Genomic DNA, 24,009 nt, shown 5'->3' with positions numbered 1-24,009 from the left:
GTGACGGCTGCGCCCTCCGTGACCGCTGCGACCGTTCAAGGAGAAGTGTCCATGTCCGACTCACCCGTGCGGGCGCGCCGCGTCCTCGCCGTGATCCCCGCGCGCGGCGGCTCCAAGGGCGTCCCCGCGAAGAACCTCGCCCCCGTGGGCGGTGTACCGCTGGTCGCCCGGGCGGTCCGCGAGTGCCGGGCCGCCCGGCTCGTCACGGACGTGGTCGTCTCCACCGACGACCACGCCATCGCCGCCGCGGCGCGCGAGGCCGGCGCCGAGGTCGTGCTGCGCCCGGCCGCCATCGCCGGCGACACCGCCACCTCCGAGGCCGCCGTCCTGCACGCCCTGGACGTCCACGAGGCCCTGCACGGGGCGCCCGTCGACGTCGTCCTGCTCGTCCAGTGCACCAGCCCCTTCCTCGTCCGCGAGGACGTCGACGAGGTCGCCGGCGCCGTCGTCGAGCAGGGCGCGGACACCGCCGTCACCGTCGCCCCCTTCCACGGCTTCGTCTGGCGCCACTCGGACGAGGTGAGCGAGGGCGGCTTCGGCGTCAACCACGACAAGTCCTACCGCCCCCGCCGCCAGGACCGCCCCCAGGACTTCCTGGAGACCGGCGCGGCCTACGCGATGGACGCGGCCGGCTTCCGCAAGCACAGGCACCGCTTCTTCGGCCGCACCGAACTCGTCCGCACCGACCCCGCCCGCGTGCTGGAGATCGACGACCCGCACGACCTGGCCCGCGCCAGGGCGTTGGCGCCCCACTTCGACGCCGACCGGCCCGGCGCCCTGCCCACCGCCGACGACATCGACGCCGTCGTCCTCGACTTCGACGGCACCCAGACCGACGACCGGGTGCTGATCGACTCCGACGGACGGGAGTTCGTCTCCGTCCACCGCGGCGACGGCCTCGGCATCGCCGCCCTGCGCCGCAGCGGCCTGCGGATGCTGATCCTGTCCACCGAGCAGAACCCCGTCGTCGCCGCCCGCGCCCGGAAGCTCAAGCTCCCGGTCCTGCACGGCATCGACCGCAAGGACCTCGCCCTCAAGCAGTGGTGCGAGGAACAGGGCGTCGCGCCCGAACGCGTGCTCTACGTCGGCAACGACGTCAACGACCTCCCCTGCTTCGCCCTCGTCGGCTGGCCGGTGGCGGTCGCGAGCGCCCACGACGTCGTACGCGGCGCCGCCCGCGCGGTCACCACCGTCCCCGGTGGCGACGGCGCGATCCGGGAGATCGCCGGCTGGATCCTCGGCCCCTCCCTCGCCTCTCCCGCTCCCCTCACCCGGTAAGGAACGTCCCGCCATGAGCACCAGTGCCCACACCCCCGTCAGCACCCCCACCAGCATCAACTCCCGCCTGCGGTTCCTCGGTTCGCGCCCCGTCGGCCCCGGTCACCCCGTCTACGTCACCGGCGAGATCGGCATCAACCACAACGGCGACCTCGACAACGCCTTCAAGCTGATCGACGCCGCGGCCGACGCCGGATGCGACGCCGTCAAGTTCCAGAAGCGCACCCCTGAGATCTGCACCCCGCGCGACCAGTGGGACATCGAGCGCGACACGCCCTGGGGCCGGATGACGTACATCGACTACCGCCACCGCGTCGAGTTCGGCGAGCACGAGTACCGGCAGATCGACGCGTACTGCAAGGAGAAGGGCCTCGCCTGGTTCGCGTCCCCGTGGGACACCGAGGCGGTCGCCTTCCTGGAGAAGTTCGACGTCCCCGCCCACAAGGTGGCCTCCGCCTCCCTCACGGACGACGAACTGCTGCGCGCCCTGCGCGGCACGGGCCGCACGATCATCCTCTCCACCGGCATGTCCACCCCGAAGCAGATCCGTCACGCCGTCGAGGTCCTCGGCTCGGAGAACATCCTGCTCTGCCACGCCACCTCCACCTACCCGGCGAAGGCCGAGGAGCTCAACCTCCGCGTGATCAACACGCTGGAGCGGGAGTACCCCAACGTCCCGATCGGCTACTCCGGCCACGAGACGGGCCTGCAGACCTCCCTCGCCGCCGTCGCCCTCGGCGCCGTCTTCGTCGAGCGCCACATCACCCTCGACCGCGCGATGTGGGGCTCCGACCAGGCGGCCTCCGTCGAGCCGGGCGGCCTCAACCGCCTCGTCCGCGACATCCGCACCATCGAGGCCTCCCTCGGCGACGGCGTCAAGAAGGTCTACGACTCCGAGCTCGGCCCCATGAAGAAGCTGCGCCGCGTGTCGGGCGTCGTCGCAGAGGCGGAGATCGCGGCGGCGGCGGGCGAACCGATCGCGGTGTGACCTGAAGTACCCCTCCGATGCCCTACGGGATGGTCGTCCGACGATGAGTCCTCGCGCCGGGAAGAACCCCGGCCCCACTCCGCACACCCTCGCCTTCGTCGAGAGCCCGGTGCAGCTCCTGAACGTCCTGGAGTGGGCGCACGCCCGGCAACTCCACCGGAAGGAGCCCGGCGCGGGGTTCACGCTCGTCGTCCTGTCCCCGACCGATCCGATGACCCGCGGCCAGCTGCGCCGCATGGCGGAACTGGCCCGCCGGGAGGGCCACACCGTCCGCTGGGAGGAGGCCCGCGGCGGCCCCATGGCCCCCTTCCGCACGATCGGCGGCCTCACCCGGCTGCTGCGGCGCGCGGAACGCATGGTGATGGGCGACCCGTTCTCCCGTTACGTCCAACTGCTGCTGACGATCACCCGGGCCGACGAGCTGGTCGTGGTGGACGACGGCACGGCCACGATGGAGTTCGTCGGCCAGCTCGCCCGCGGGGAACGCCTCGTGCGCTGGCATCGCAAGGGCGGCCGGTCCGGCTTCCGCGACGTGCTGTTCGCCCCGGTCTCCGGCGCGGCCCGCCGCCGCCTCACCCCGAGCGCGGACCACCGCGTCGAGGTCTTCTCCGCCATGCCGATCAAGGACGCCCCCGACGGCGTCACGATCACGGCCAACGACTTCGCCTGGACCCGCGACCGCTTCGGCCCGCCCCGCGTGACGAAGACCGCGGACCTGGTGGGCACCTCGCTGGTCGAGACCGGAGTGGTGGACGCCGACCGCTACCTGTCGGCGGTCAAGGCCCTGGCCGGAGCCCACGGCGCCACCCGCTACTTCGCGCACCGCCGCGAGAGCGCGGAGAAACTCCACCGACTGGCGGTCGAGACGGGCCTGGAGGTGGTCCGCCCCGATCTCCCCCTGGAGCTGATCGCCCGCAGAGGCCCGATAGGCCGGACGGTGCTCAGCTTCCCGTCCACGGTCGTCCACACGCTGCCCCTGGCCCTCTCCGGGACTCCCGTACGGGTGGCGGTCTGCGACATCCACCCGACCTGGCTGACGGAACACGCCTCACCGAGAGCCCAGGACTTCCTGTCCGGCGTGACGGGCACGGCGACGGACGTCCACCGACTGGCGGCGGTGACCCCCATCTGAGAGCAGGCGGCGACCCCTGCCCGCACCCCCCCCACGCACCACCCCCACCCCTTGCCGCTACAGCTCGCCGTCTTCCTCCTCCTCCCAACGGCCGAACCCGTCGAAGAAGCTCTGCTCACTCTCGGCGCGCCCCCGGTCCCGCCACCGGAGGAACGCCCAGACCACACCCACGAGCACACACGCCGTGACGGCCATCACCGCGAGCCCGGTCAGCACCAGCGCCGCCATGCCCTTCGCGAGAAGCCCCGGGATGTGCTCCTCGCCACAGCCGCACGTCATGGTCTCCATGGGGGCACCGTGCCCGTCGTACGCCCGTTCGTCGCGCTGCGTGGCGGAATCGCCGCGTGGCGGTGATGATTCCGGGATCGTCCGGGATCGGTCCGCTTCGTGGACAGGCACGGCGTGCCATGAGTGGTCCGTGGTATCCGTGAAAGGAAGGAAGAAAGGTGGGCGCCGACCGTGAAAACGGCGGAGTTTACCCACCCCCCACAGCAGCCATGCGCCGCGCGGCCGACTTTTCTTCGCCTGACGGGTTGAAGTTTTGTTGATCGTAGGTCGGTTGACCGCTTCGGCGTCCTACCCTTCAGAGGGTGAAGCAACTGATGTCCCGAGAGTCCGAGGCCGATCCTTCTGGGGAAGACGCGCTCCCCGCCGCCGAGCCGGAGGTCCTTCCCGGCGCCCTGCCGGAGGCGCTGCGCGCAGAGCTCGTGGCCTTCCGCCGCGACCTGCACATGCACCCCGAGCTCGGCAACCAGGAGTTCCGTACGACGGCCGCGATCAAGGCCCGGCTGGAGAAGGCGGGGCTGAGGCCCCGCGTGCTCGCCATCGGGACCGGCCTCATCTGCGACATCGGGGCGGCGGACGGAGAGAGCGACGGCGTTCCCGTCCTCGCGATGCGCGCCGACATCGACGCGCTGCCCATCCCGGACATGAAGACCGAGTGCGCCTACCGCTCGACCGTGCCCGACCGCGCGCACGCCTGCGGCCACGACGTGCACACCACCGTCGTCCTCGGCGCCGGTCTCGTCCTCGCGGAACTGCACCGTCAGGGGCGCCTGCCGCGGCCCGTGCGGCTGATCTTCCAGCCCGCCGAGGAGGTGCTGCCCGGCGGCGCCGCCGACGCCATCGAGTGCGGGGCGCTGGACGGCGTCGGCCGGATCATCGCCGTGCACTGCGACCCCCGCGTCGACGCGGGCCGGGTCGGGCTGCGCGAAGGCGCCATCACCTCCGCCTGCGACCGGCTGGAGATCGCGCTGGACGGGCCCGGCGGCCACACCGCCCGCCCGCACCTGACCACCGACCTCGTCACCGCCGCCGCCCGGGTCGTCACCGACGTGCCCGCGCTGGTCGGCCGGCGGGTGGACACGCGCGCCGGGCTCGCCGTCACCTGGGGCCGGATCGAGAGCGGGCACGCGCCGAACGTCATCCCGCAGCACGCCGAGCTGTCCGGCACCGTCCGCTGCCTGGACATCGACGCCTGGCGGCAGGCCCCGGACATCGTCGTCGCGGCGATCGACGAGGTCGCCAACCTGCACCGGGCCAAGTCGGAGATCAACTACGTGCGCGGCGTCCCGCCCGTCGTCAACGACGCCGACGTGACCGGGCTGCTGCGGGACGCCATGGTCGCCCGGCGCGGCGAGGCGGCCGTGGAGGGCACCGAGCAGAGCCTCGGCGGCGAGGACTTCTCCTGGTACCTGGAGCGGGTGCCCGGCGCGATGGCCCGGCTCGGCGTCCGCACGCCCGGCGAGCGCACCGTGCGCGATCTGCACCAGGGCGACTTCGACGCCGACGAGTCGGCGATCACGGTCGGCGTGGAGCTGTTCACGGCGGCCGCCCTGCTCGACGCGGCGACCCGCGCCGGCTGAGAAGGCCCCGCACAAGGGGACGAAGGGGTGGCCGAAAGGCACCCCTTCGTCCCCTTGTGTCACCCACCTGTAACGCCCAGGCCGCGCTTGTAACCCAACCCCGGCACGAATCGATAACGGCCGCGAGAAACCCCGTTCCCCTCCCCTTCTACGCGCGTTACTGTGCGCCGGAATCGCCACCGGAACGGCTCGTCGGGGAAGCCCTTCCGGAACGGCGCCACCAAGGGGAAAGCGGGCCGGTCACGGCGCCGTGGGGACGAAGGGGTGCTTGCTATGCGTCTTATCTCTCGAAGGACGAGATTCTCCCGGGCAGCGGTGACCGTCGCGGTCGTCGCACTCGCCGCCGCCGGCTGCGGCAAGTCCAGCAGCGACTCCAAGTCCTCCGGTGACACGGAGTCCGGCAGCTACACGGGCAAGGGCATCGGCCTCGCGTACGACATCGGCGGCAAGGGCGACCAGTCCTTCAACGACGCCGCCTACGCCGGTTTCCAGAAGGCCGAGAAGGAGTTCAAGCTCGGCGGCCAGGACATCGAGCCGCAGGACGGCGAGTCCGACGCGGACAAGGTGCAGCGCCTGACCCAGCTCGCCCAGGCCGGCTACAACCCGGTGATAGGCGTCGGCTTCGTCTACGCGCCGGCCGTCAAGGAGGTCGCCGCCAAGTTCCCGAAGATCACCTTCGGGATCATCGACGACGAGCAGGTCCAGGCCAAGAACGTCGCCGACCTGGTCTTCCACGAGGAGCAGGCCTCGTACCTGGCCGGCGTCGCCGCCGCCAAGGCCTCCAAGAAGGCGCACATCGGCTTCATCGGCGGCGTGGACATCCCGCTGATCCACAAGTTCGAGGCCGGGTACGTCCAGGGCGCCAAGTCGATCAACCCGAACATCAAGATCGAGTCGCAGTACCTGACGGAGACGGCCCAGGAGGGCGGCTTCTCCAGCCCCGACAAGGGCAAGGACGCGGCCAGCGGCCAGATCGAGGCCGGCGCCGACGTCATCTACCACGCGGCCGGCCTCTCCGGGCAGGGCGTCATCACCGAGGCCGCCGCCAAGAAGGTGTGGGCCATCGGCGTCGACTCCGACCAGTACAGCCAGAGCGCGCTGAAGGCGTACAAGGACTACATCCTCGGTTCGGCGCTGAAGAACGTCGGCGGCGCCGTCTACGACCTCGTGAAGTCCGTCTACCAGGGCAAGCCCCTGTCCGGCGTGGTCCGCGGCAGCCTCTCCAACGACGGCGTCGGCTTCGCCGACACCAACCCGAAGTACAAGGCGATGACCGATGTCGTCGCGGCCGTCGACAAGGCCAAGAAGGACATCATCGCCGGCACGATCACGGTCAACACCAAGTAACCGACGAGTAACGCCCCTCCCGGGCCCCCGGCGGCCCCGGGCTGCGCCCTTACGGGCAAGCGCCCGGGGCCCGGTCGCCGAGCACCCGCCTGCCCCGCGACGCCTGGCACGCACGCTCGCTGCGTTGCCGGAAGGGACGAGTAACGCCCCTCCCGGGCCCCCGGCGGCCCCGGGCTGCGCCCTTACGGGCAAGCGCCCGGGGCCCGGTCGCCGAACACCCGCCTGCCCCGCGACGCCTGGCACGCACGCTCGCTGCGTTGCCGGAAGGCCCTGGTAGCTCCGCTACCAGGGCCTTCCGGTGCCTTGCGATCGCACGCTCCCCCACGCTCGACTTCGCTCGCGCGGGGGACCCCCATCGCCGCCGCGGGGCCCGCCCTCCGGGCGGACGCCGGGTGCTCGGCGACCGGGCCCGCTTCCCGCAAGGGGCGTTTCGCTGTCCGTAACCTGGGATCCATCTGTGGCCACAGCTCGGTAACGGACCGGACAGAAGGGTTTTTCCGTCTGGTCTACGCGCGTTACGCTGCGGCGGAACCAGCGCCTGGTTTGGGCGCTTGCACAAAGGAGTCAAGTTCCATGCGCCGGGTGTCCCGAATCGCGGCTGCGGGTGTAGCCACCGCAGCTCTCGCCGTGACCGTTTCCGCTTGTGGAAGCTCGTCCACGTCGTCCTCCTCCTCCAACAGCAGCGACAAGAACCTGGGCCTCGCGCTCGCGTACGACGTCGGCGGCAAGGGCGACCAGTCCTTCAACGACGCCGCGACCGCCGGCCTCACCAAGGCCGACAAGGAGTTCGGCTACAAGTCGACCGCCGTCGAGCCGCAGGACGGCGAGTCCGACGCGGACAAGGTGCAGCGCCTGGAGAGCCTGGCCAAGCAGGGCTACAACCCGGTGATCGGCGTCGGCTTCGCCTACGCGCCGGCCGTCAAGGAGGTCGCGGCCAAGTACCCGAAGACCACCTTCGGCATCGTGGACGACGAGCAGATCAAGGCCGCCAACGTCGCCGACCTCGTCTTCCACGAGGAGGAGGCCTCCTACCTCGCCGGCGTCGCCGCCGCCAAGGCCACCAAGACCAACACCGTCGGCTTCGTCGGCGGCGTGGACGTGCCGCTGATCCACAAGTTCGAGGCCGGCTTCAAGCAGGGCGTCACGGACACCAAGAAGGGCGTCACGGTCAAGTCGCAGTACCTGACCGAGACCGCCGCCGAGGGCGGCTTCTCCAGCCCCGACAAGGGCGAGAGCGCCGCCGAGGGCCAGATCGACGCCGGCGCGGACGTCGTCTACGCCGCCGCCGGCCTGTCCGGCCAGGGCGTCATCAAGGCCGCCAACGCCCACAAGATCTGGGCCATCGGCGTCGACTCCGACCAGTACAAGCAGGACGCGCTGAAGGCGTACAAGGCGTCGATCCTGACCTCGGCGATGAAGAACGTCGAGGGCGCGGTCTACACGCTGGCCAAGTCCGTCCACGACGGCAAGCCGGCCACCGGCGTCGTCCGCGGCTCCCTCGCCAACGGCGGCGTGAGCGTGTCGAACTCCAACCCGGCCTTCGCGGGCAACGCCGACATCCAGGCCGCGATCAAGAAGGCCGAAGAGGGCATCAAGAGCGGCACCATCAAGGTGAAGACCTCCTGACCCCGCGGTGCTGAACCGGTCAGAAGCCTTGGCCAAGGAAGCGCTGTAATGGCAGCGTTACGGCCACGGAACCGGGCGCGGGAAGGATGTCCTCCCCGCGCCCCGTTCGCGCGGCAGAATGCTCGGAACGGATCGGGACTTGATCGGGATCGCTCACAGAACGGCGTTCAAGATCATCAAAGTCGATTCGATCCGGGCACTATTTAAAGCAGGGGCGCTACGCGCGTAGAGCGGCCCCTTTCCCAAGGAGAGTGCGCCATCGACGCGTCCAGCAGCCCTCCGCTCACCGCACAGTCGACGATCGCGGTAGAGCTGGCGGGGATCACCAAGCGCTTCCCCGGTGTCGTCGCCAACCACGACATCCACCTCGCGGTCCGCAAGGGCACCGTGCACGCCCTCGTCGGCGAGAACGGCGCCGGCAAGTCGACCCTGATGAAGATCCTCTACGGCATGCAGAAGCCGGACGAGGGCACCATCGCGATCGACGGCGAACAGGTGAGCTTCTCCAGCCCCGCCGACGCCATCGCCCGCGGCATCGGCATGGTCCACCAGCACTTCATGCTGGCCGACAACCTGACCGTCCTGGAGAACGTGGTGCTGGGCAGCGAGAAGCTGTACGGCATCGGCGGCAACGCCCGTAAGAAGATCAAGGAGATCTCCGACCGGTACGGCCTGAACGTCCGCCCGGACGCCCTGGTCGAGGACCTCGGTGTCGCCGAACGGCAGCGCGTGGAGATCCTCAAGGTCCTCTTCCGCGGCGCCCGCACCCTCATCCTCGACGAGCCGACCGCCGTCCTCGTCCCGCAGGAGGTCGACGCGCTCTTCGACAACCTGCGTGAGCTGAAGTCCGAGGGCCTGTCCGTCATCTTCATCTCCCACAAGCTGGGCGAGGTCCTCTCCGTCGCCGACGAGATCACGGTCATCCGGCGCGGAACCACCGTCGGCACCGCGGTGCCCTCCAAGACCACCCCGCGTCAGCTCGCCGAGATGATGGTCGGCAGCGAGCTGCCCACCCCGGAGACCGCCGAGTCCACGGTCACCGACAAGCCGGTGATCCAGGTCTCGAACCTCACCGTCTACGCCACCGGCGGCGCGTCCCTGGGCGCCGACGCCGAGCCCACCGGCGGCATCACGCTCGCCCCGGAGAGCGGCGAGGTCAAGAGGGTCCTCGACGACGTCAGCTTCACCATCCACGCCGGTGAGGTCATGGGCATCGCCGGCGTCGAGGGCAACGGCCAGACCGAGCTCATCGACGCGCTGATCGGCACCAAGAACGCCGACTCCGGCGCCATCGCCTTCCTCGGCGAGGACATCACCCCCTGGCCCACCCGCAGGCGGCGCGAGTCCGGCGTCGGCTACATCCCCGAGGACCGCCACCGCCAGGGACTGCTCCTGGAGGCCCCCCTCTGGGAGAACCGCATCCTCGGCCATGTCACCGAGGCCCCCAACGCCAAGGGCTTCTGGCTCAACCCCAAGGGCGCGCAGGCCGACACCCGCCGGATCGTCGAGGAGTTCGACGTCCGCACCCCCGGCATCGACGTCACCGCCGCCTCCCTCTCCGGCGGCAACCAGCAGAAGCTGATCGTCGGCCGCGAGATGAGCCACAACCCGAAGTTCCTGATCGCCGCCCACCCCACCCGCGGTGTGGACGTCGGCGCGCAGGCCCAGATCTGGGACCGCATCCGCGAGGCCCGCCGCGAGGGCCTGGCCGTGCTGCTGATCTCCGCCGACCTCGACGAGCTCATCGGCCTGTCGGACACCCTGCGCGTGATCTACAACGGCAGGCTGGTCGCGGACGCCGACCCCGCCACCGTCACCCCGGAGGAGCTCGGCTCCGCCATGACCGGCGCCGCGACCGGTCACCTGGAACACGTAGAGACGCCTGCCGACAACGACGCAGCCGCCGGTCCGGAGGACGAGGCCCGATGAAGAAGTTCGACAAGGAGCGCGTGCTCCTCGCGGTGGCCGGCCCGGTCATCGCGCTCGTCGCGGCGATCCTGCTGACCTCGGTCGTGCTGGTCGCCTCCGGCAAGAGCCCGATCGAGCCGTACACGCTCATGCTGGAGCAGGCCGGCTACTCCGACGTCCAGGTCCTGATCCTCAACCAGGCCTCGATGTACTACGTCGCCGCCCTCGCGGTCGCCATCGGCTTCCGCATGAACCTGTTCAACATCGGCGTCGACGGCCAGTACCGCCTCGCCGCGATGATGACCGCCGTCGTCGGCGCCCACGTCGCCCTGCCGGCCGGCCTGCAGATCCCGCTGCTGCTCCTCGTCGGCGTTCTCACCGGCGCCTTCTGGGCCGGCATCGCGGGCGTCCTGAAGGTCACCCGGGGCGTCAGCGAGGTCGTCGCGACGATCATGCTGAACGCGATCGCCACCAGCGTCATCGGCTACCTCACCCTCGACAACATCTGGGGCGTGCAGGTCGGCAACAACAACACGACCGGCATCATGAAGGACTCCGGCTGGGTCCCCGGCATCGATCTGGGCTCCGACGTCGGCGAGATCTACGGCCTGGTCTTCCTCGCCGTCGCCCTCGGCGTCGTCTACTGGGTCGTCCTCAACCGCACCCGGTTCGGCTTCGACCTGCGCGCCACCGGCGAGTCCGAGACCGCCGCCGCGGCCTCCGGCGTCGACGCGAAGAAGATGGTCCTCACCGCCATGCTGATCTCCGGCGGCATCGCGGGCCTCTCCGGCCTGCCCCTGCTGCTCGGCGACGCCCACACCTACAGCCTGAGCTTCCCCACCGGTCTCGGCTTCACCGGCATCACCATCGCCCTGCTCGGCCGCAACAACCCGGTCGGCATCGCCTTCGCCGCGCTCCTGATCGCCTTCCTCGACAAGGCCTCTCCCGCCCTCGACTACGCGACCCCGGTGGCGTACGAGAAGGAGATCGCCACGATCATGCAGGGCCTGATCGTCTTCGCGGTCGTCATCTCGTACGAGGCCGTACGCCAGTGGGGTCTGCGCCGCCAGCAGAAGCGCGTCGGCGCCGAGCTCGCCGCAGCCGCCCAGAACACCAAGAAGGAGGTGACGGTCTGATGAGCACCACGACCATCGCCAAGCCGAAGGCGAAGCAGCCCGGCAAGGGCGGCCGCCGTTTCTCGCTCCCGGTCCTCCTGCTGATCATCGCGGGCGTCCTGGTGCTGACCTCGATCGTCCGCCTCATCACCGGCGCGGACGGCATCACCTCCACCGGCCAGATGTCCACGGCACTGCGCCTCGCCGTCCCGATCGGCCTCGCCGGTCTCGGCGGCCTGTGGGCGGAGCGCGCGGGCGTCGTCAACATCGGCCTCGAAGGCATGATGATCCTCGGCACCTGGTTCGGCGCCTGGGCCGGCTACCAGTGGGGCCCGTGGACGGGCGTCGTCTTCGGCATCATCGGCGGCGCGCTCGGCGCCGTCCTGCACGCCATCGCGACCGTCACCTTCAACGTGAACCACATCGTCTCCGGTGTGGCCATCAACATCCTGGCGCTGGGCACCACCCGCTATCTGTCGAAGTTCACCTTCGAGGGAGTCCAGGGCGGCTCCTCCAAGCAGTCCCCGCCGATCGACTCGCTGGGCACCTTCGACGTCCCCGGGCTGTCCAGCTGGCTGGACACGCTCAACGAGAAGCACTGGTTCCTGATCTCCGACCTCGCCGGCCTGGTCGGCGGTCTGATCACCGACCTGTCGCCGCTGACCGTCGTCGCCGTCGCCCTCGTCCCGGCCACCTGGTGGGTGCTGTGGCGCACCGCGTTCGGTCTGCGGCTGCGCTCCTGCGGCGAGAACCCGATCGCCGCCGAGTCCCTCGGCGTCAACGTCTACAAGTACAAGTACATCGCCGTGATCATCAGCGGCGGCTTCGCCGGCCTCGGCGGCGCGTTCCTGTCCATCGTGGCGTCCAACGTGTACCTGGACGGCCAGACGGCCGGCCGCGGCTACATCGGCCTCGCCGCGATGATCTTCGGCAACTGGATGCCGGGCGGACTGGCGCTGGGCGCGGGCCTGTTCGGCTACACCGACAGCCTCAACCTGCGCGGCGGCACCACCAACGTCCACGCGCTGATCCTGCTGCTGGCGATACTGCTGGTGTTCGGCGCGGCCTACCTGGCGTGGCAGAAGAAGTACGTCCCCGCCGTCGTCACCGCGCTCGTCTCGGCCCTGATGTTCATCTGGTACGTCGGCACGGACGAGGTCCCGCGCCAGGTCGTGACGGCCGCGCCGTACGTCGTCACCCTGCTGGTGCTGTCGCTGTCCGCGCAGTCCCTGCGGATGCCGAAGGCGGACGGCATGCCGTACCGGAAGGGGCAGGGCAAGTGACCCCGGCCGCGGCGTCGGCCGCCACGGCCGACTGGGACGCGCTGCGCGAGCTGGCCCGCGAGGCCATGTCCCACGCGTACGCCCCCTACTCGGGCTACCCGGTCGGGGTCGCGGCCCTGGTGGACGACGGCCGCACGATCTCCGGCTGCAACGTCGAGAACGCCTCCTACGGGCTCGGCCTGTGCGCCGAGTGCGGGCTGGTCTCGGAGCTGCAGCGGACCGGCGGCGGCCGGCTCACCCACTTCACCTGTGTGGACGGCCGGGGCGAGATCCTCGTCCCGTGCGGCCGCTGCCGCCAGCTGCTGTACGAGTTCGGCGGCCCGGAGCTGCTGCTGGAGACCCCGGAGGGGATCCTCCCCCTGTCGGAGATGCTCCCGCAGGCCTTCGGCCCGGACCATCTGAACAAGTGACTCCCGCGAGGCCCCTCTGACTGGCGCAGAGGGGCCGCGCACTTTGTGAACGTCGGAAGGAAAGCCATGGCCATGGACGCCGTCTCCGTCATCCGCACCAAGCGGGACCGCGGTCAGCTCAGCGACGAGCAGATCGACTGGGTCATCGACGCGTACACCCGCGGCGAGGTCGCCGACTACCAGATGGCCGCCCTCAACATGGCCATCCTGCTCAACGGCATGAACCGCCGCGAGATCGCCCGCTGGACGGCCGCGATGATCGCCTCAGGCGAGCGCATGGACTTCTCGTCGCTGTCCCGCCCGACGGCCGACAAGCACTCCACGGGCGGCGTCGGCGACAAGATCACCCTGCCGCTGGCCCCCCTGGTGGCGGCCTGCGGCGCGGCCGTCCCGCAGTTGTCGGGCCGCGGCCTCGGCCACACCGGCGGCACCCTGGACAAGCTGGAGTCGATCCCGGGCTGGCGCGCGCTGTTGTCGAACGAGGAGATGCTGTCGGTGCTGGACGGCACCGGCGCGGTGATCTGCGCGGCGGGCGACGGTCTGGCCCCCGCCGACAAGGAGCTGTACGCGCTCCGGGACGTGACGGGCACGGTCGAGGCGATCCCCCTGATCGCGTCCTCGATCATGTCGAAGAAGATCGCGGAGGGCACCGGCTCCCTCGTCCTGGACGTGAAGGTGGGCACGGGCGCCTTCATGAAGACGATCGAGGACGCGCGCGAGCTGGCGTCCACGATGGTGGGCCTCGGCACCGACCACGGCGTGAAGACGGTCGCGCTGCTGACCGACATGTCGACCCCCCTGGGCCTGACGGCGGGCAACGCCCTGGAGGTCCGGGAGTCGGTGGAGGTCCTGGCGGGCGGAGGCCCCTCCGACGTGGTGGAACTGACCCTCGCCCTGGCCCGCGAGATGCTGGACGCGGCGGGCGTGAAGGACGCCGACCCGGCGAAGGCCCTGGCCGACGGCTCGGCCATGGACGTCTGGCGCCGCATGATCACGGCCCAGGGCGGCGACCCGGACGCGGCGCTTCCGACGGCGAAGGAACAGCACGTGGTGAAGGCGGGCGCCTCCGGCGTCCTGACCCGCCTCGACGCCTACGACATCGGCATCGCCGCCTGGCGCCTGGGCGCGGGCCGCGCCCGCAAGGAGGACCCGGTGCAGGCGGGCGCGGGCGTGGAACTGCACGCCAAGCCCGGCGACACGGTGACCGAGGGCCAGCCCCTCCTCACCCTCCACACGGACACCCCGGAGCGCTTCGACTACGCCCTGCAGGCGCTGGAGGGCTCGTACGACGTCAGCGCCCCGGGCACGACCTTCACGGCGTCGCCCGTGGTGCTGGAACGTATCGCCTGACCTGCACTTTCCCCTTTCGGGTGAACGGGATCGGTGGACCGCCGCCGGTCCCGTTCGGCATGCTGGACTCGGCGACGCACCGATAGGAGACCGGCATGAGCGCACTCACCGTGAGCCAGGACCCCGAGCAGAGCTGGGACGACCTCGTCCGGTTCTGGGAGGAGATGGAATGGCCCGAGGGCAGCAAGGTGGAGATCATTGAGGGGATCATCACCGTGTCACCTGCTCCCGCGTTCCGCCACAACCTGATCGCGGCACGTATTCAGCGTCGCCTTTACTCCGTGATCCCAGAAGACTGGGAAATCTTCCAGACACTGGCCATCGCGGTGCCCTCCCGCCTGGGCATGCTCATCCCGGACATCGTGGTGGCCCCCGTGCGAGAAGACACGGAGGCGGATACCTACATTCCGGCCGCACTGGCCGAACTCGTCGTCGAGGTCACCTCGAAGTCCAACGCTCGGCACGACCGCGTCAGCAAACCCGCCGCCTACGCCACAGCGGGCATCTCGCTCTACCTCCTCGTCGACAGGTGGGCCCCCGAAGGCCCCACCGCGACGCTCTACGGAGAGCCGAAGGGCGATGTCTACCGTCCGCTCAGTACCGCGAAGTTCGGCGAGGCCCTCAAGCTCCCTGCGCCCTTCGACCTCGTCATCGACACCAGCGAGTTCCCGGCCGAGTAGACACCTGCCTCGCCGTCCCGATGAGTTGCGCCCGTCCGCACGGTCTACCGATCGTGGAAGCGACGACACCCCCCGTACTCACCCTGATCGGCCCCGTCACCCGGGAGCAGGTGGCAGGGCCGGCCGACGATGTGCGCAGGCTGCTGGAGGCCGGCGGCGCCGGGATCGTCGTCTGTGACTGCGCCGGAATCGGGCCGCCGGGGCTGGCCGCCGTCGAACTGCTGGCGCGGCTTCAGCTGGCCGCACGGCGGGCCGGGGGACGGATACGGCTGCGCGCCCCCGACCCTGCCCTACGCGCCCTGCTCGACCTCGTCGGCGTGCCCGTCGAGGTGGAGGGGGAGGTCGAAGAGGGGGAACCAGCGTTGCGTGTCGAGGTAGAAGTGGAATCCGGTGAGACGGCCGTCTGAGATCTCCAGTATCTGGATCGCCCAGGGGGTGTAGCCGCCCTTCTCCGGGTCCGGCTTGTACTGGGCGAAGCCCGGCAGGCCGTTGACCTGGACCGGCAGCAGGCGCGAGCCCTCGCAGGCGGAGCCGAGCGTGGTCATGAAGCCGGTGATGTCGTCGTGCCCGGTCAGCCACAGGTCGAACGGCGGCATCGTCATGACCGCGTCCTCGTGGAGGAGGGCCGTCAGCGCCGTCATGTCGTAGCCCTCGAAGGCCGCCACATAGCGGTCGAGGAGCTTCTTCTGCTCCTCGTCCAGCGGGTCCGACACCGCCGCGTCCGCCCCGGACGCCTCCCGCTCGGAGAGCGTCGCCCGCGCCCGCTGCAGCGCGCTGTTGACCGAGGCGACCGTCGTGCCGAGCAGCTCGGCGACCTCGCTCGCCTTCCACGCCAGCACCTCCCGCAGGATCAGCACCGCCCGCTGCTTCGGCGGGAGCTGCTGCAGCGCGGCCATGAAGGCCAGGCGCACCGACTCCTTCGCGACCGCCGCCTCCGCGGGGTCCTCCACCGTCGGCAGCACACGGGCGTCCGGCATCGGCTCCAGCCAGGTGTTGTCGGGGCGGGGGGAGAGCGCCGCCTGAGCGAGGGGGGTGGAGTCGGACAGGTCCATGGGCCTGGCCCGCTTGTTGCCGGCCGTCAGCATGTCCAGACACACGTTCGTCGCGATCCGGTACAGCCACGAGCGCAGGCTGGAGCGGCCCTCGAACTTGTCGTAGCTCCGCCAGGCGCGCACCAGGGTGTCCTGCACCGCGTCCTCCGCCTCGAATGAGGAGCCCAGCATGCGGTAGCAGTAGCCGGTCAGTTCTGTCCGGTGTTTCTCCAGTGCGACGTCGAGATCCGTCGTCGTCGCCGTGCTGTTGCCCATCGTCCACCCACCCCTGTGGCCGTCCTGTCACGCGCCTTTGCGCCCAGCACTTCGGAAGCTACCGCAGCCCACTGACAATGGCCCGCCGAGTCAGCAAACGCGCAGGTCACACGCCTGCTCAGGCATCTCTCACACCAGTTGCTTCACGGACATCAGCAGATGCCGGTGCGTCTCGGGCGCGTCCGCCGCGCCCAGCAGCGCCCGCTGCCCCGTCCCCAGCAGGTCCACCCGCAGCCTCGGCGCCTCGAAGGAGGCCAGCGCGTCCAGCAGGTACGCCGGGTTGAACGCCACGCTCACCTCGTCGGCGCCGGTCAGCCCGGCGGGCAGCCGCTGCGTGGCCACGTCGTCGCCGTACCCGGCGCGCAGCAGGACGGACTCCGCCGAGAAGTCCAGCCGCACCGGACTGTTCGCCTCCGCCACCACCGCGACCCTGCGCACGGCCTCCGTCAGCGCCCCGCACTCCACCTCGGCGACCGCGGCCCCCGCCATGTCGAACAGCTTCCCGTACGACGGCAGCCGCCCGTCCAGCGGCCGTACCACCGACCGCATCCGCCCGCCCTCGAACCCGATCGGCCCGCCCCCCGAGGCCCCCTGGGCCCCGTCCAGACCGATCCGCACGACCCCGCAGCGCGCCAGCGACCGGGCCACGTCCAGCAGCCGCCGCGCCGGCACGAGCGCCTCCGCCGCATCCCCCGCGCCCGTCTCCGGCTTCCACTCCAGTCGGCGTACCGCATACCGGTAGCGGTCCGACGCCGACAGCGTCATCTCCTCGCCGTCCAGGCGCAGTTGGACGCCCGTCAGTACCGGCAGCGTGTCGTCGCGGCCCGCCGCCGGCGCGACCTGGGCGACGGCGGTGGCGAACGCGGCCGCGTCCACGGTGCCGTAGGCCTGGGGCGGTGCGGGCGGGGCGGGGTACTCCTCGCGCGGGAGGGTCGACAGGCCGAAGCTGGTGCCGCCCGCCTCGACCGTGAACCGCGTCCCCTCCAGGGAACAGCTCACCGGCCCGTCCGGCAGCACCTTGCAGATGTCGAGAAGCCTGCGTCCGAGGACGAGGACCTGCCCGTCGACGCCGACCTCCGCGTCCGTCTCGATCCGCGCCGCCGTCTCGAAGTCGAACCCCGCCACGCTCAGCCGTCCGGCCGCCGCGTCCAGCAGCAGCCCGCCCAGCACCGGCACCGGCGTACGGGCGGGCAGTGCGCGGGCCGCCCAGCCCACCGCCTCGACGAGGTCACCGCGGTCGATCCGGAACTCCATCAACAAACCCCCTGCTCGCACCAGTTGTCGCGCGGAGGCTACGCGCCACCACTGACAACCGGCCCTGAGCAGGGGGAATGCGCCAGACGAATCAGGCCGCGACCAGCGTCTCCCGGCGGGCCGCCCGCGTCCCGAACACCGTGATCGTCACGACGCCGAGCACCGCCAGGACGCCCACGCCGACCGTGCCGGCCCAGCCGCCCGAGTGGAAGGCCATCGCGCCGACCGTGGAGCCGGTGCTGGAGCCGATGTAGTACGCGGACTGGTAGAGGGCGGAGGCCTGGGCGCGGCCGGTCGTCGCCGTCTTGCTGACCGCCGAGGACGCCACCGCGTGCCCCGCGAAGAAGCCGGCCGTGATCAGGACCAGGCCCAGGAGCACCAGGGCAAGCGAGTCCGCGAGCGACAGCAGCAGGCCCGCGGCCGTAGTGCCGCCCGCCAGGTACAGCGCCCCGCGCCGTCCCAGCCGGCCGACCAGCCGGCCCGCCGTCGACGCCGACACCGTGCCCACCAGGTACACCAGGAAGATCGAGCCGACGATGCCCTGCGGGAGGGAGAACGGCGCCTCCGTCAGCCGGTAGCCGATGACCGTGTACACGCCGCCGAAGACGGTCATGAACAGCGCGCCGATCGCGTACAGCCGACGCAGCAGCGGGTTCGCGAGGTGGTCGCGGACGGTGCGGGCCAGGACGCGGGGCGCCAGCGAACCCGTCCTGAAGTGCTTCGGCGCCGGGAGCAGCAGCCGGAAGGCGATCGCGCAGGCCACCGCCAGCGCGCCGATCACGCCGACCGCGACCCGCCAGCCCCACTCCTGCGCGACCCAGCCGGTGATGACCCGGCCGCTCATCCCGCCGACGCTGTTGCCCGCGACGAACAGACCGATCGCGGTGACCAGCGCCTTCGGCCGGACCTCCTCCGCGAGATACGCCGTCGCCGACGCCGGGAGCCCGGCCAGTGCCGCGCCCTGCACCGCCCGCAGCACGACCAGCGTGCCCAGGGAGGGGGCGAAGGGGACCAGCAGGCCCACGCCCACCGCGACCGCCAGCGAGGCCGTCATCACCGTACGGCGGCCGTAGCGCTCGGAGAGGGCGCTCATCGGCAGGACGAACAGCGCCAGTCCGCCGGTCGCCGCCGCCACGGTCCAGCTCGCCTGGCTCGCCGCCACCCCGAAGTCACTGGAGATCAGCGGCAGCAGCGCCTGCGTGGAGTACAGCAGGGCGAAGGTCGCCACCCCGGCGAGGAAGAGCGCGAAGCTCATCCGGCGGTAGCCGGGACCGCCGGGCGCCATACGGGAATCGGAGGAGGCGGAGGAGGCGGAGGAGGCGGAGGAGACGGGGACGGAGGGTGCGGCGCCCACGATCGTGGACGCCCCGGTACTGGCGGGAGACATGCCTCGAACCTACGTACGGCCCGCTCATCCGTCCAATGCATGGAATCGTCATAATCGTTCCCATGGTGCATCAACAGAGGTCACAGGCTCACCTGTCACCGTCCAGTGACACAGAAGACATGGCGATGTCGTTGGCCCCACGGCTCGCGTACTTCGCCGGCGTCGCCCGTACCGAGCACGTCACGCGGGCCGCGCAGGAGATGAACGTCCCCCAGTCCACGCTGTCCCGGGCCATGGTCCGCCTCGAACAGGACCTGGGCGTCGACCTGTTCGCCCGCCGCGGCCGCACGGTCTCCCTCACCCCGGCCGGCCGCACCTTCCTCGCCTCGGTCGAACGCGCCCTCGCCGAGATCGAGCGGGCCGCCGACGAGGTCCGGGCGGACGCCGACGCGGCCACCGGCAAGGTCGCCTTCGGCTTCCTGCACACGATGGGCGCCGAGACCGTCCCCGGCCTGATCCACGCCTTCCGCGCCGAGCATCCGCGCGTCCGCTTCAGCCTTGTCCAGAACTACGGCGAGGCCATGATCGAGCGGCTGCGGGCGGGCGAGCTGGACCTGTGTCTGACCTCTCCGGTGCCGGACGCCCCCGACCTCGTCGCCCGCCGCCTCGACGAGCAGAAGCTGCGGCTGGTCGTCCCCGCCGACCATCGCCTCGCCGCCCGCAGACGCGTCCGGCTCGCCGAGGCCGCCGACGAGACCTTCGTGACCCTGGAACCCGGCTACGGCCTGCGCCGCATCACCGACGACCTCTGCAAGGAAGCGGGTTTCCGCCCCCGGATCGCCTTCGAGGGCGAGGAGGCGGAGACGCTGCGGGGGCTGGTGGCGGCGGGCCTCGGGGTGGCCCTCCTCCCGCCGCCGGCATTCGCCCGCCCCGGCGTGGTGGAACTGACGGTCACGGCCCCGAGAGCGGCCCGCGAGATCGGCGTCGCCTGGCTGGACGGCCACCCGGACACCCCGCCGGTGGCCGCCTTCAAGAAGTTCCTGCTGTCGAGGCGCGGGAACCTGCTGCCGACCTGAAGGCCCCCGCCCCCCCAGGCCTCCCAGGCACCCAGGCCCCCGCCTCACCGGCGTAACGACTTGCCGAACCCCGCGGCCAACGGCATCCGCAGTCCCAACGGCGGCGGAGCCGCCAACGCGTCCTCCACCGGCCGGGAAAGCGTCCGCCCGAACAACGCGCCCATCACGAAGTCCTCGGCCAGCGCGAGGACTTCACCCCGGTACTGGTGCAGCCGATGTCCGTCGGAGTGCACCTCGAACCGGCACACGTCCCGGTTCGCCTTCTTCGCCCGCGCCGCGAGCCGGAACGACAGCTCGGGGTCGCAGCGCTCGTCGTTCGTGCCGTGCACGATCAGCACCCGCCGCCCCGCGAGCTGCTTCACCGGTTCGGGTGGCGCGGCCATGTCCTCCTCCGGCAGCCAGGGAGCCACCGCCAGCACGGAGTTGACGGCCTCGTGCCCCCCGGCGCGCAGCGCGGCCCGCGCCCCCATGCCGACGCCGGCCAGACACACGGGAACGTCTCCGTAACGCCGTACGACCTCGTCGGCCGCCCAGGTCGCGTCGGCCGCGAGGTGTGCCTCGCTGCCGTTCCAGCCCCGGTAGCGGTAGTGCACGGCGTGGATGGCCAGACCGCCCTGCGCACGACCGGCGCGCTCGAGTCTTCGGCCGAGGCCGCGGACGGAGGCGGCCGGCCAGACGGGGGCCGGCCTGCGACTGGAGACCTCCTCGCCCCCCGGGAGCAGCACCACCGCCCCGCTCACCGCCGTCGGCTCCGGGCCGAGCGCCCTTCCCAGCCGGGGAGTCCGAACCGGCGTCACTTCCTGTCCCATACTTCCTGTCCCATGACAGAACAGTGTCAGAAGCACGCGTGTACTCCACCCGTCCGTGCGGTCACCGTTGGGTATCGGCGGCGTGGGGCAACAGGTGATCTACGCGCGTAGGAGTTAGGGTGCGGGCATGACGAGCCAGAGCATCCAGGTGGGCATGACCCCGAGCTCGGACCAGATCCGGCGGGCGCCCAAGGTTCTGCTGCACGACCATCTCGACGGCGGGCTGCGCCCCGGCACGATCGTCGACCTCGCCCGGGACACCGGGTACGCCCAACTCCCCGAGACCGACGCCGACAAGCTCGGCATCTGGTTCCGGGAGGCCGCCGACTCCGGTTCCCTGGAACGGTACTTGGAGACCTTCTCGCACACCGTCGGAGTGATGCAGACCCGTGCGGCGCTCGTCCGGGTCGCCCGCGAGTGCGCCGAAGACCTGGCAGAGGACGGCGTCGTCTACGCCGAGGTGCGCTACGCCCCCGAGCAGCACCTCGACGGCGGGCTGAGCCTCGAAGAGGTCGTCGAGGCCGTCAACGAGGGCTTCCGGGAAGGGGAGCGGACGGCCCGCGAGAACGGTCGCCGCATCCGCGTCGGCGCCCTGCTCACCGCGATGCGGCACGCGGCCCGCGCCCTGGAGATCGCCGAACTCGCCAACCGCTACCGGGACTTGGGCGTCGTCGGCTTCGACATCGCGGGCGCGGAGGCCGGTTACCCGCCCACCCGGCACCTCGACGCCTTCGAGTACCTGAAGCGGGAGAACAACCATTTCACCATTCACGCCGGTGAGGCCTTCGGGCTGCCGTCGATCTGGCAGGCCCTGCAGTGGTGCGGCGCCGACCGGCTCGGGCACGGCGTGCGCATCATCGACGACATCGAGGTCGCCGCGGACGGCAGCGTGAAGCTCGGGCGGCTCGCCTCCTACGTCCGCGACAAGCGCATCCCGTTGGAGATGTGCCCCAGCTCCAACCTCCAGACCGGCGCCGCCGCCTCCTACGCCGAGCACCCCATCGGACTGCTGCGCCGGCTGCACTTCCGGGCCACCGTGAACACCGACAACCGGCTGATGTCCGGCACCAGCATGAGCCGGGAATTCGAGCACCTTGTCGACGCGTTCGGCTATACGCTCGACGATGTGCAGTGGTTCTCGGTCAATGCTATGAAGTCAGCATTCATTCCTTTCGATGAACGACTCGCCATGATCAATGACGTGATCAAGCCCGGCTATGCGGAACTGAAGTCCGAATGGCTGTTCCAGCAGACCGCTTCCACCAGCGGTTCTGTGGTCAGGGAAGGCTGAGCGCAGAGATTTCGGGGGTGCGGAATGCGGGCGGGTGTTCACAATCCGTCCGCATTTCGATGTTTGCCGCCGACCCCTCCACGTGTTTACGGTCGAGAACCGCTCAGCTCACCGTTATCCCATTCGAGGACGCATTCATCATGAAGCAGTCTGCTGCCAAGACCCTCGGTGTCGCCGCTCTCGGTGCCGCCTTCGCCGCCGTCGGTGCGGGCGCCGCGAACGCCGCCCCCGCCGTTCCGGACGCCACGCAGGCTCTGGACGGCATCACCAGGACGCTGCCGGCGGAGAACGTCGCCCAGGCGCTGCCCGGTGCCGGTGAGGCCCGGTCGCAGGCCCAGCCGGCGGTCGGCGCGGGTCTGGCCGCCGCCCAGCCGGTCGCCGAGAAGCTGGTCGCCGAGAAGCTGCTCGCCGAGGGCCCGACCGCGCCCGTCGCCGGTCTCCTCGGCGGTCTGCCGCTGCAGGGCCTGCCCACGCACGGCCTGCCGGTGAACGGTCTCCCGGTGGGCTGAGCGGCGCCGCCCGCCCCCTCCCGTCACACACCACGCCGTTGGGGCGCACCCGGAACCACCGGGCGCGCCCCAACGGCGTTGCCGCGCCACGGCCGCCACCGGGCAGGCCGCCGCCGGACCGGGCGTCACCAGGCGGTGCGGGCCTTGTCCTCCGAGGGGAGCAGGATCCACAGCGCTATGTAGAGCAGGAACTGCGGGCCGGGCAGCAGGCAGGAGAGCACGAAGAGCACGCGCATCGTGGTCGGGGAAGTGCGGAAGCGGCCGGCCAGCGCGGCGCACACTCCGCCGATCATGCGGCCGTGGGTGGGGCGGGCGAGGCTGGACATCTGCGGCTCCTTCGCGAGCGTCTGTTGGAGGCGGCCCCTTGGCGGCTGCCCCGTCTGACGTCAACGCTACGGTGACGAAGGGGGACGAAGCGTCGCTCTACGGGGCGATCCCGACCCTGGGAATCCTCGGGGTCCGACCCTGAGCCGTCTCCTCCTGGCGCACCGCGCCCCACCCCTGGTGCTCCGCCCTGCGCCGCAGCCACGCACGTGCCGCCGGCACCACGGCGACGTGCGCGAGGGCCACGCCCACGGTGTTCAGCAGCATCGAGTCGACGTCCACGACCTGCCCCGGCACCCCGGTCTGCAACAGCTCGATGCACAGCGACAGCAGGGCGCCCGCGGTGACCGTACGGACCAGGGAGGCGAGCGGCGAGACCCGGAGCCTGCCGTGCGCCAGCGGCAGCAGGACGCCCAGCGGGGCGAGCAGCCCCAGCCCCTCGCCGATCCGCCGGGCCGCCTCGGGCCAGCCCAGCTTCAGGTCGGCGCGGATACCGTCGAACGGGTGCAGGTTGGCGGGCATCACCCAAGGGACGTTCAGCGGGCGCAGCGCGACCCAGGCGACGAACACGAGGTGGGCGGCCAGGAGAACAATCCCGGTCGCGCGGATGCGGATCGCGGCGCTGCCGCCGATGGAGCCTTGACGCTGCACGCCCCCCAAGACGCGCCCCCCGGCACGATCGGTTCCGGCCCACCCCCCGACAGCGGCCCGAACCCCGGCCCCGCCTGCCCGCCACGGCCCCCCGGCCGCGCATGACCTGCGACGACGAACCCCGCCAACCACCCCATGAGGCGTCCACCACACCGCCCCCGCGACACCGGCTCGCGGCACCGGCTGGCCACGCGGGCTCGCGGCACCGGCTGGCCACGCGGGCCCGCGACACCGGCTCGCGACGCCGTCCTGCGACGCCGTCCTGCGACGCCTGCTCGTCACGCCGTCCCGCGACGCGGCCTGCGACACCGGTTCGCCACACCGGCCTACGACACCGGTTCGCCACGCCGGCTCGCGACACCGGCTCGCGACACCGGCTCGCGACACCGCCCCCGCGACACCGGCTCGCGGCACCGGCTGGCCACGCGGGCTCGCGGCACCGGCTGGCCACGCGGGCCCGCGACACCGGCTCGCGACGC

Annotated in this window: 23 protein-coding genes; 16 read left to right on the top strand and 7 right to left on the bottom strand. The window is 71.3% G+C overall.

From position 1 onward, the window contains the following. Positions 1–51: 51 nt before the first annotated feature. From ACIBAF_RS08135 to ACIBAF_RS08125, 3 genes are read left to right on the top strand one after another with little or no spacing between them, the layout of a single operon-like run. Positions 52–1,278, top strand: a complete 1,227-nt coding sequence (locus ACIBAF_RS08135) for a cytidylyltransferase domain-containing protein (protein WP_399462304.1) — start codon at positions 52–54, stop codon at positions 1,276–1,278. A 13-nt stretch (positions 1,279–1,291) separates the two neighbouring features. Then, on the top strand, positions 1,292–2,266 hold the full coding sequence (locus ACIBAF_RS08130; RefSeq protein ID WP_399462303.1) for an N-acetylneuraminate synthase family protein: 975 nt from the start codon (positions 1,292–1,294) through the stop codon (positions 2,264–2,266). Between the two features lie 43 nt (positions 2,267–2,309). Further along, complete coding sequence (locus ACIBAF_RS08125) at positions 2,310–3,398, top strand: hypothetical protein (protein ID WP_399462302.1); 1,089 nt, start codon at positions 2,310–2,312, stop codon at positions 3,396–3,398. 57 nt (positions 3,399–3,455) lie between these two features. Here ACIBAF_RS08125 and ACIBAF_RS08120 read toward each other — a convergent pair whose 3' ends face one another. Then, complete coding sequence (locus ACIBAF_RS08120; protein WP_399462301.1) at positions 3,456–3,686, bottom strand: hypothetical protein; 231 nt, start codon at positions 3,684–3,686, stop codon at positions 3,456–3,458. Between the two features lie 314 nt (positions 3,687–4,000). Between ACIBAF_RS08120 and ACIBAF_RS08115 the strand changes: the two genes are divergently transcribed. The 10 genes from ACIBAF_RS08115 (at position 4,001) to ACIBAF_RS08070 (ending at position 15,389) form a co-directional block, all read left to right on the top strand. Continuing rightward, positions 4,001–5,263: an amidohydrolase gene (locus ACIBAF_RS08115; RefSeq protein ID WP_399462300.1), complete on the top strand. Its 1,263-nt coding sequence runs from the start codon at positions 4,001–4,003 to the stop codon at positions 5,261–5,263. Positions 5,264–5,578: 315 nt separating this feature from the next. Further along, positions 5,579–6,610 carry a BMP family protein gene (locus ACIBAF_RS08110; RefSeq protein WP_399462299.1) on the top strand — a complete coding sequence of 344 codons (1,032 nt, stop codon included), beginning with the start codon at positions 5,579–5,581 and terminating at the stop codon, positions 6,608–6,610. 573 nt (positions 6,611–7,183) lie between these two features. Beyond that, positions 7,184–8,236: a BMP family protein gene (locus tag ACIBAF_RS08105; RefSeq protein ID WP_399462298.1), complete on the top strand. Its 1,053-nt coding sequence runs from the start codon at positions 7,184–7,186 to the stop codon at positions 8,234–8,236. Between the two features lie 300 nt (positions 8,237–8,536). Next, on the top strand, positions 8,537–10,165 hold the full coding sequence (locus ACIBAF_RS08100; RefSeq protein ID WP_399462392.1) for an ABC transporter ATP-binding protein: 1,629 nt from the start codon (positions 8,537–8,539) through the stop codon (positions 10,163–10,165). Continuing rightward, entirely contained in the window at positions 10,162–11,280 is a 1,119-nt protein-coding gene (locus ACIBAF_RS08095) for an ABC transporter permease (RefSeq protein WP_399462297.1), read from the top strand. Before ACIBAF_RS08100 ends, ACIBAF_RS08095 begins: the two co-directional genes overlap by 4 nt. Further along, on the top strand, positions 11,280–12,542 hold the full coding sequence (locus tag ACIBAF_RS08090; protein WP_399462296.1) for an ABC transporter permease: 1,263 nt from the start codon (positions 11,280–11,282) through the stop codon (positions 12,540–12,542). Before ACIBAF_RS08095 ends, ACIBAF_RS08090 begins: the two co-directional genes overlap by 1 nt. Continuing rightward, on the top strand, positions 12,539–12,952 hold the full coding sequence (locus ACIBAF_RS08085) for a cytidine deaminase (protein ID WP_399462295.1): 414 nt from the start codon (positions 12,539–12,541) through the stop codon (positions 12,950–12,952). The genes ACIBAF_RS08090 and ACIBAF_RS08085 overlap by 4 nt, the downstream gene beginning before the upstream one ends. A gap of 72 nt (positions 12,953–13,024) precedes the next feature. Continuing rightward, positions 13,025–14,302, top strand: coding sequence for a thymidine phosphorylase (locus tag ACIBAF_RS08080; RefSeq protein WP_399462391.1), 1,278 nt, complete (start codon positions 13,025–13,027; stop codon positions 14,300–14,302). Positions 14,303–14,397: 95 nt separating this feature from the next. Then, positions 14,398–14,982, top strand: coding sequence for a Uma2 family endonuclease (locus ACIBAF_RS08075; protein ID WP_399462294.1), 585 nt, complete (start codon positions 14,398–14,400; stop codon positions 14,980–14,982). A 20-nt stretch (positions 14,983–15,002) separates the two neighbouring features. Next, complete coding sequence (locus ACIBAF_RS08070; protein WP_399462292.1) at positions 15,003–15,389, top strand: STAS domain-containing protein; 387 nt, start codon at positions 15,003–15,005, stop codon at positions 15,387–15,389. On the opposite strand, the gene ACIBAF_RS08065 is transcribed toward ACIBAF_RS08070, so the two are convergent. The 3 genes from ACIBAF_RS08065 to ACIBAF_RS08055 all read right to left on the bottom strand — a co-directional run bounded on the left by ACIBAF_RS08065 (position 15,273) and on the right by ACIBAF_RS08055 (position 18,930). After that, positions 15,273–16,289, bottom strand: coding sequence for a sigma-70 family RNA polymerase sigma factor (locus tag ACIBAF_RS08065; RefSeq protein WP_399462291.1), 1,017 nt, complete (start codon positions 16,287–16,289; stop codon positions 15,273–15,275). The genes ACIBAF_RS08070 and ACIBAF_RS08065 overlap by 117 nt on opposite strands. A 129-nt stretch (positions 16,290–16,418) precedes the next feature. After that, the gene (gene dnaN / locus ACIBAF_RS08060) at positions 16,419–17,543 is read right to left on the bottom strand and encodes a DNA polymerase III subunit beta (protein WP_399462290.1); all 1,125 of its coding nucleotides are present in this window, start codon (positions 17,541–17,543) and stop codon (positions 16,419–16,421) included. Between the two features lie 91 nt (positions 17,544–17,634). Next, entirely contained in the window at positions 17,635–18,930 is a 1,296-nt protein-coding gene (locus ACIBAF_RS08055) for an MFS transporter (RefSeq protein ID WP_399462289.1), read from the bottom strand. 62 nt (positions 18,931–18,992) lie between these two features. Here ACIBAF_RS08055 and ACIBAF_RS08050 point away from each other — a divergent pair, with 62 nt between their 5' ends. Further along, positions 18,993–19,946 carry a LysR substrate-binding domain-containing protein gene (locus tag ACIBAF_RS08050; protein ID WP_399462288.1) on the top strand — a complete coding sequence of 318 codons (954 nt, stop codon included), beginning with the start codon at positions 18,993–18,995 and terminating at the stop codon, positions 19,944–19,946. Between the two features lie 44 nt (positions 19,947–19,990). Here ACIBAF_RS08050 and ACIBAF_RS08045 read toward each other — a convergent pair whose 3' ends face one another. Beyond that, positions 19,991–20,755, bottom strand: a complete 765-nt coding sequence (locus ACIBAF_RS08045; protein WP_399462287.1) for an alpha/beta hydrolase — start codon at positions 20,753–20,755, stop codon at positions 19,991–19,993. 127 nt (positions 20,756–20,882) lie between these two features. Here ACIBAF_RS08045 and ACIBAF_RS08040 point away from each other — a divergent pair, with 127 nt between their 5' ends. After that, positions 20,883–22,046: an adenosine deaminase gene (locus ACIBAF_RS08040; protein ID WP_399462286.1), complete on the top strand. Its 1,164-nt coding sequence runs from the start codon at positions 20,883–20,885 to the stop codon at positions 22,044–22,046. Positions 22,047–22,186: 140 nt separating this feature from the next. Continuing rightward, positions 22,187–22,555 (top strand): ATP-binding protein, encoded by a 369-nt coding sequence (locus ACIBAF_RS08035; RefSeq protein ID WP_399462285.1) that lies wholly within the window; start codon positions 22,187–22,189, stop codon positions 22,553–22,555. A gap of 125 nt (positions 22,556–22,680) precedes the next feature. Here ACIBAF_RS08035 and ACIBAF_RS08030 read toward each other — a convergent pair whose 3' ends face one another. Further along, a complete protein-coding gene (locus ACIBAF_RS08030) occupies positions 22,681–22,881 on the bottom strand; it encodes a PspC domain-containing protein (RefSeq protein ID WP_079660186.1) in 201 nt (66 codons plus the stop codon). A 97-nt stretch (positions 22,882–22,978) separates the two neighbouring features. Beyond that, on the bottom strand, positions 22,979–23,530 hold the full coding sequence (locus tag ACIBAF_RS08025; RefSeq protein WP_399462284.1) for a VanZ family protein: 552 nt from the start codon (positions 23,528–23,530) through the stop codon (positions 22,979–22,981). Between the last annotated feature and the right edge of the window lie 479 nt (positions 23,531–24,009).

It is taken from the genome of Streptomyces sp. NPDC051677, assembly GCF_044453465.1.
GTDB lineage: Bacteria > Actinomycetota > Actinomycetes > Streptomycetales > Streptomycetaceae > Streptomyces.
Note: the sequence above shows the minus strand (reverse complement) of the source record. Positions and strands in the feature narration are given on the sequence as shown.

What these genes read in the sequence shown, in the direction of transcription:
- ACIBAF_RS08135 (WP_399462304.1), top strand. Translation starts at nt 52, where the DNA reads ATGTCCGACTCACCCGTGCGGGCGCGCCGCGTCCTCGCCGTGATCCCC.
- ACIBAF_RS08130 (WP_399462303.1), top strand. Translation starts at nt 1,292, where the DNA reads ATGAGCACCAGTGCCCACACCCCCGTCAGCACCCCCACCAGCATCAAC.
- ACIBAF_RS08125 (WP_399462302.1), top strand. Translation starts at nt 2,310, where the DNA reads ATGAGTCCTCGCGCCGGGAAGAACCCCGGCCCCACTCCGCACACCCTC.
- ACIBAF_RS08120 (WP_399462301.1), bottom strand. Translation starts at nt 3,686, where the DNA reads ATGGAGACCATGACGTGCGGCTGTGGCGAGGAGCACATCCCGGGGCTT.
- ACIBAF_RS08115 (WP_399462300.1), top strand. Translation starts at nt 4,001, where the DNA reads ATGTCCCGAGAGTCCGAGGCCGATCCTTCTGGGGAAGACGCGCTCCCC.
- ACIBAF_RS08105 (WP_399462298.1), top strand. Translation starts at nt 7,184, where the DNA reads ATGCGCCGGGTGTCCCGAATCGCGGCTGCGGGTGTAGCCACCGCAGCT.
- ACIBAF_RS08095 (WP_399462297.1), top strand. Translation starts at nt 10,162, where the DNA reads ATGAAGAAGTTCGACAAGGAGCGCGTGCTCCTCGCGGTGGCCGGCCCG.
- ACIBAF_RS08090 (WP_399462296.1), top strand. Translation starts at nt 11,280, where the DNA reads ATGAGCACCACGACCATCGCCAAGCCGAAGGCGAAGCAGCCCGGCAAG.
- ACIBAF_RS08080 (WP_399462391.1), top strand. Translation starts at nt 13,025, where the DNA reads ATGGACGCCGTCTCCGTCATCCGCACCAAGCGGGACCGCGGTCAGCTC.
- ACIBAF_RS08075 (WP_399462294.1), top strand. Translation starts at nt 14,398, where the DNA reads ATGAGCGCACTCACCGTGAGCCAGGACCCCGAGCAGAGCTGGGACGAC.
- ACIBAF_RS08070 (WP_399462292.1), top strand. Translation starts at nt 15,003, where the DNA reads ATGAGTTGCGCCCGTCCGCACGGTCTACCGATCGTGGAAGCGACGACA.
- ACIBAF_RS08065 (WP_399462291.1), bottom strand. Translation starts at nt 16,289, where the DNA reads ATGGGCAACAGCACGGCGACGACGACGGATCTCGACGTCGCACTGGAG.
- dnaN (WP_399462290.1), bottom strand. Translation starts at nt 17,543, where the DNA reads ATGGAGTTCCGGATCGACCGCGGTGACCTCGTCGAGGCGGTGGGCTGG.
- ACIBAF_RS08055 (WP_399462289.1), bottom strand. Translation starts at nt 18,930, where the DNA reads ATGTCTCCCGCCAGTACCGGGGCGTCCACGATCGTGGGCGCCGCACCC.
- ACIBAF_RS08050 (WP_399462288.1), top strand. Translation starts at nt 18,993, where the DNA reads ATGGTGCATCAACAGAGGTCACAGGCTCACCTGTCACCGTCCAGTGAC.
- ACIBAF_RS08045 (WP_399462287.1), bottom strand. Translation starts at nt 20,755, where the DNA reads ATGGGACAGGAAGTGACGCCGGTTCGGACTCCCCGGCTGGGAAGGGCG.
- ACIBAF_RS08040 (WP_399462286.1), top strand. Translation starts at nt 20,883, where the DNA reads ATGACGAGCCAGAGCATCCAGGTGGGCATGACCCCGAGCTCGGACCAG.
- ACIBAF_RS08035 (WP_399462285.1), top strand. Translation starts at nt 22,187, where the DNA reads ATGAAGCAGTCTGCTGCCAAGACCCTCGGTGTCGCCGCTCTCGGTGCC.
- ACIBAF_RS08030 (WP_079660186.1), bottom strand. Translation starts at nt 22,881, where the DNA reads ATGTCCAGCCTCGCCCGCCCCACCCACGGCCGCATGATCGGCGGAGTG.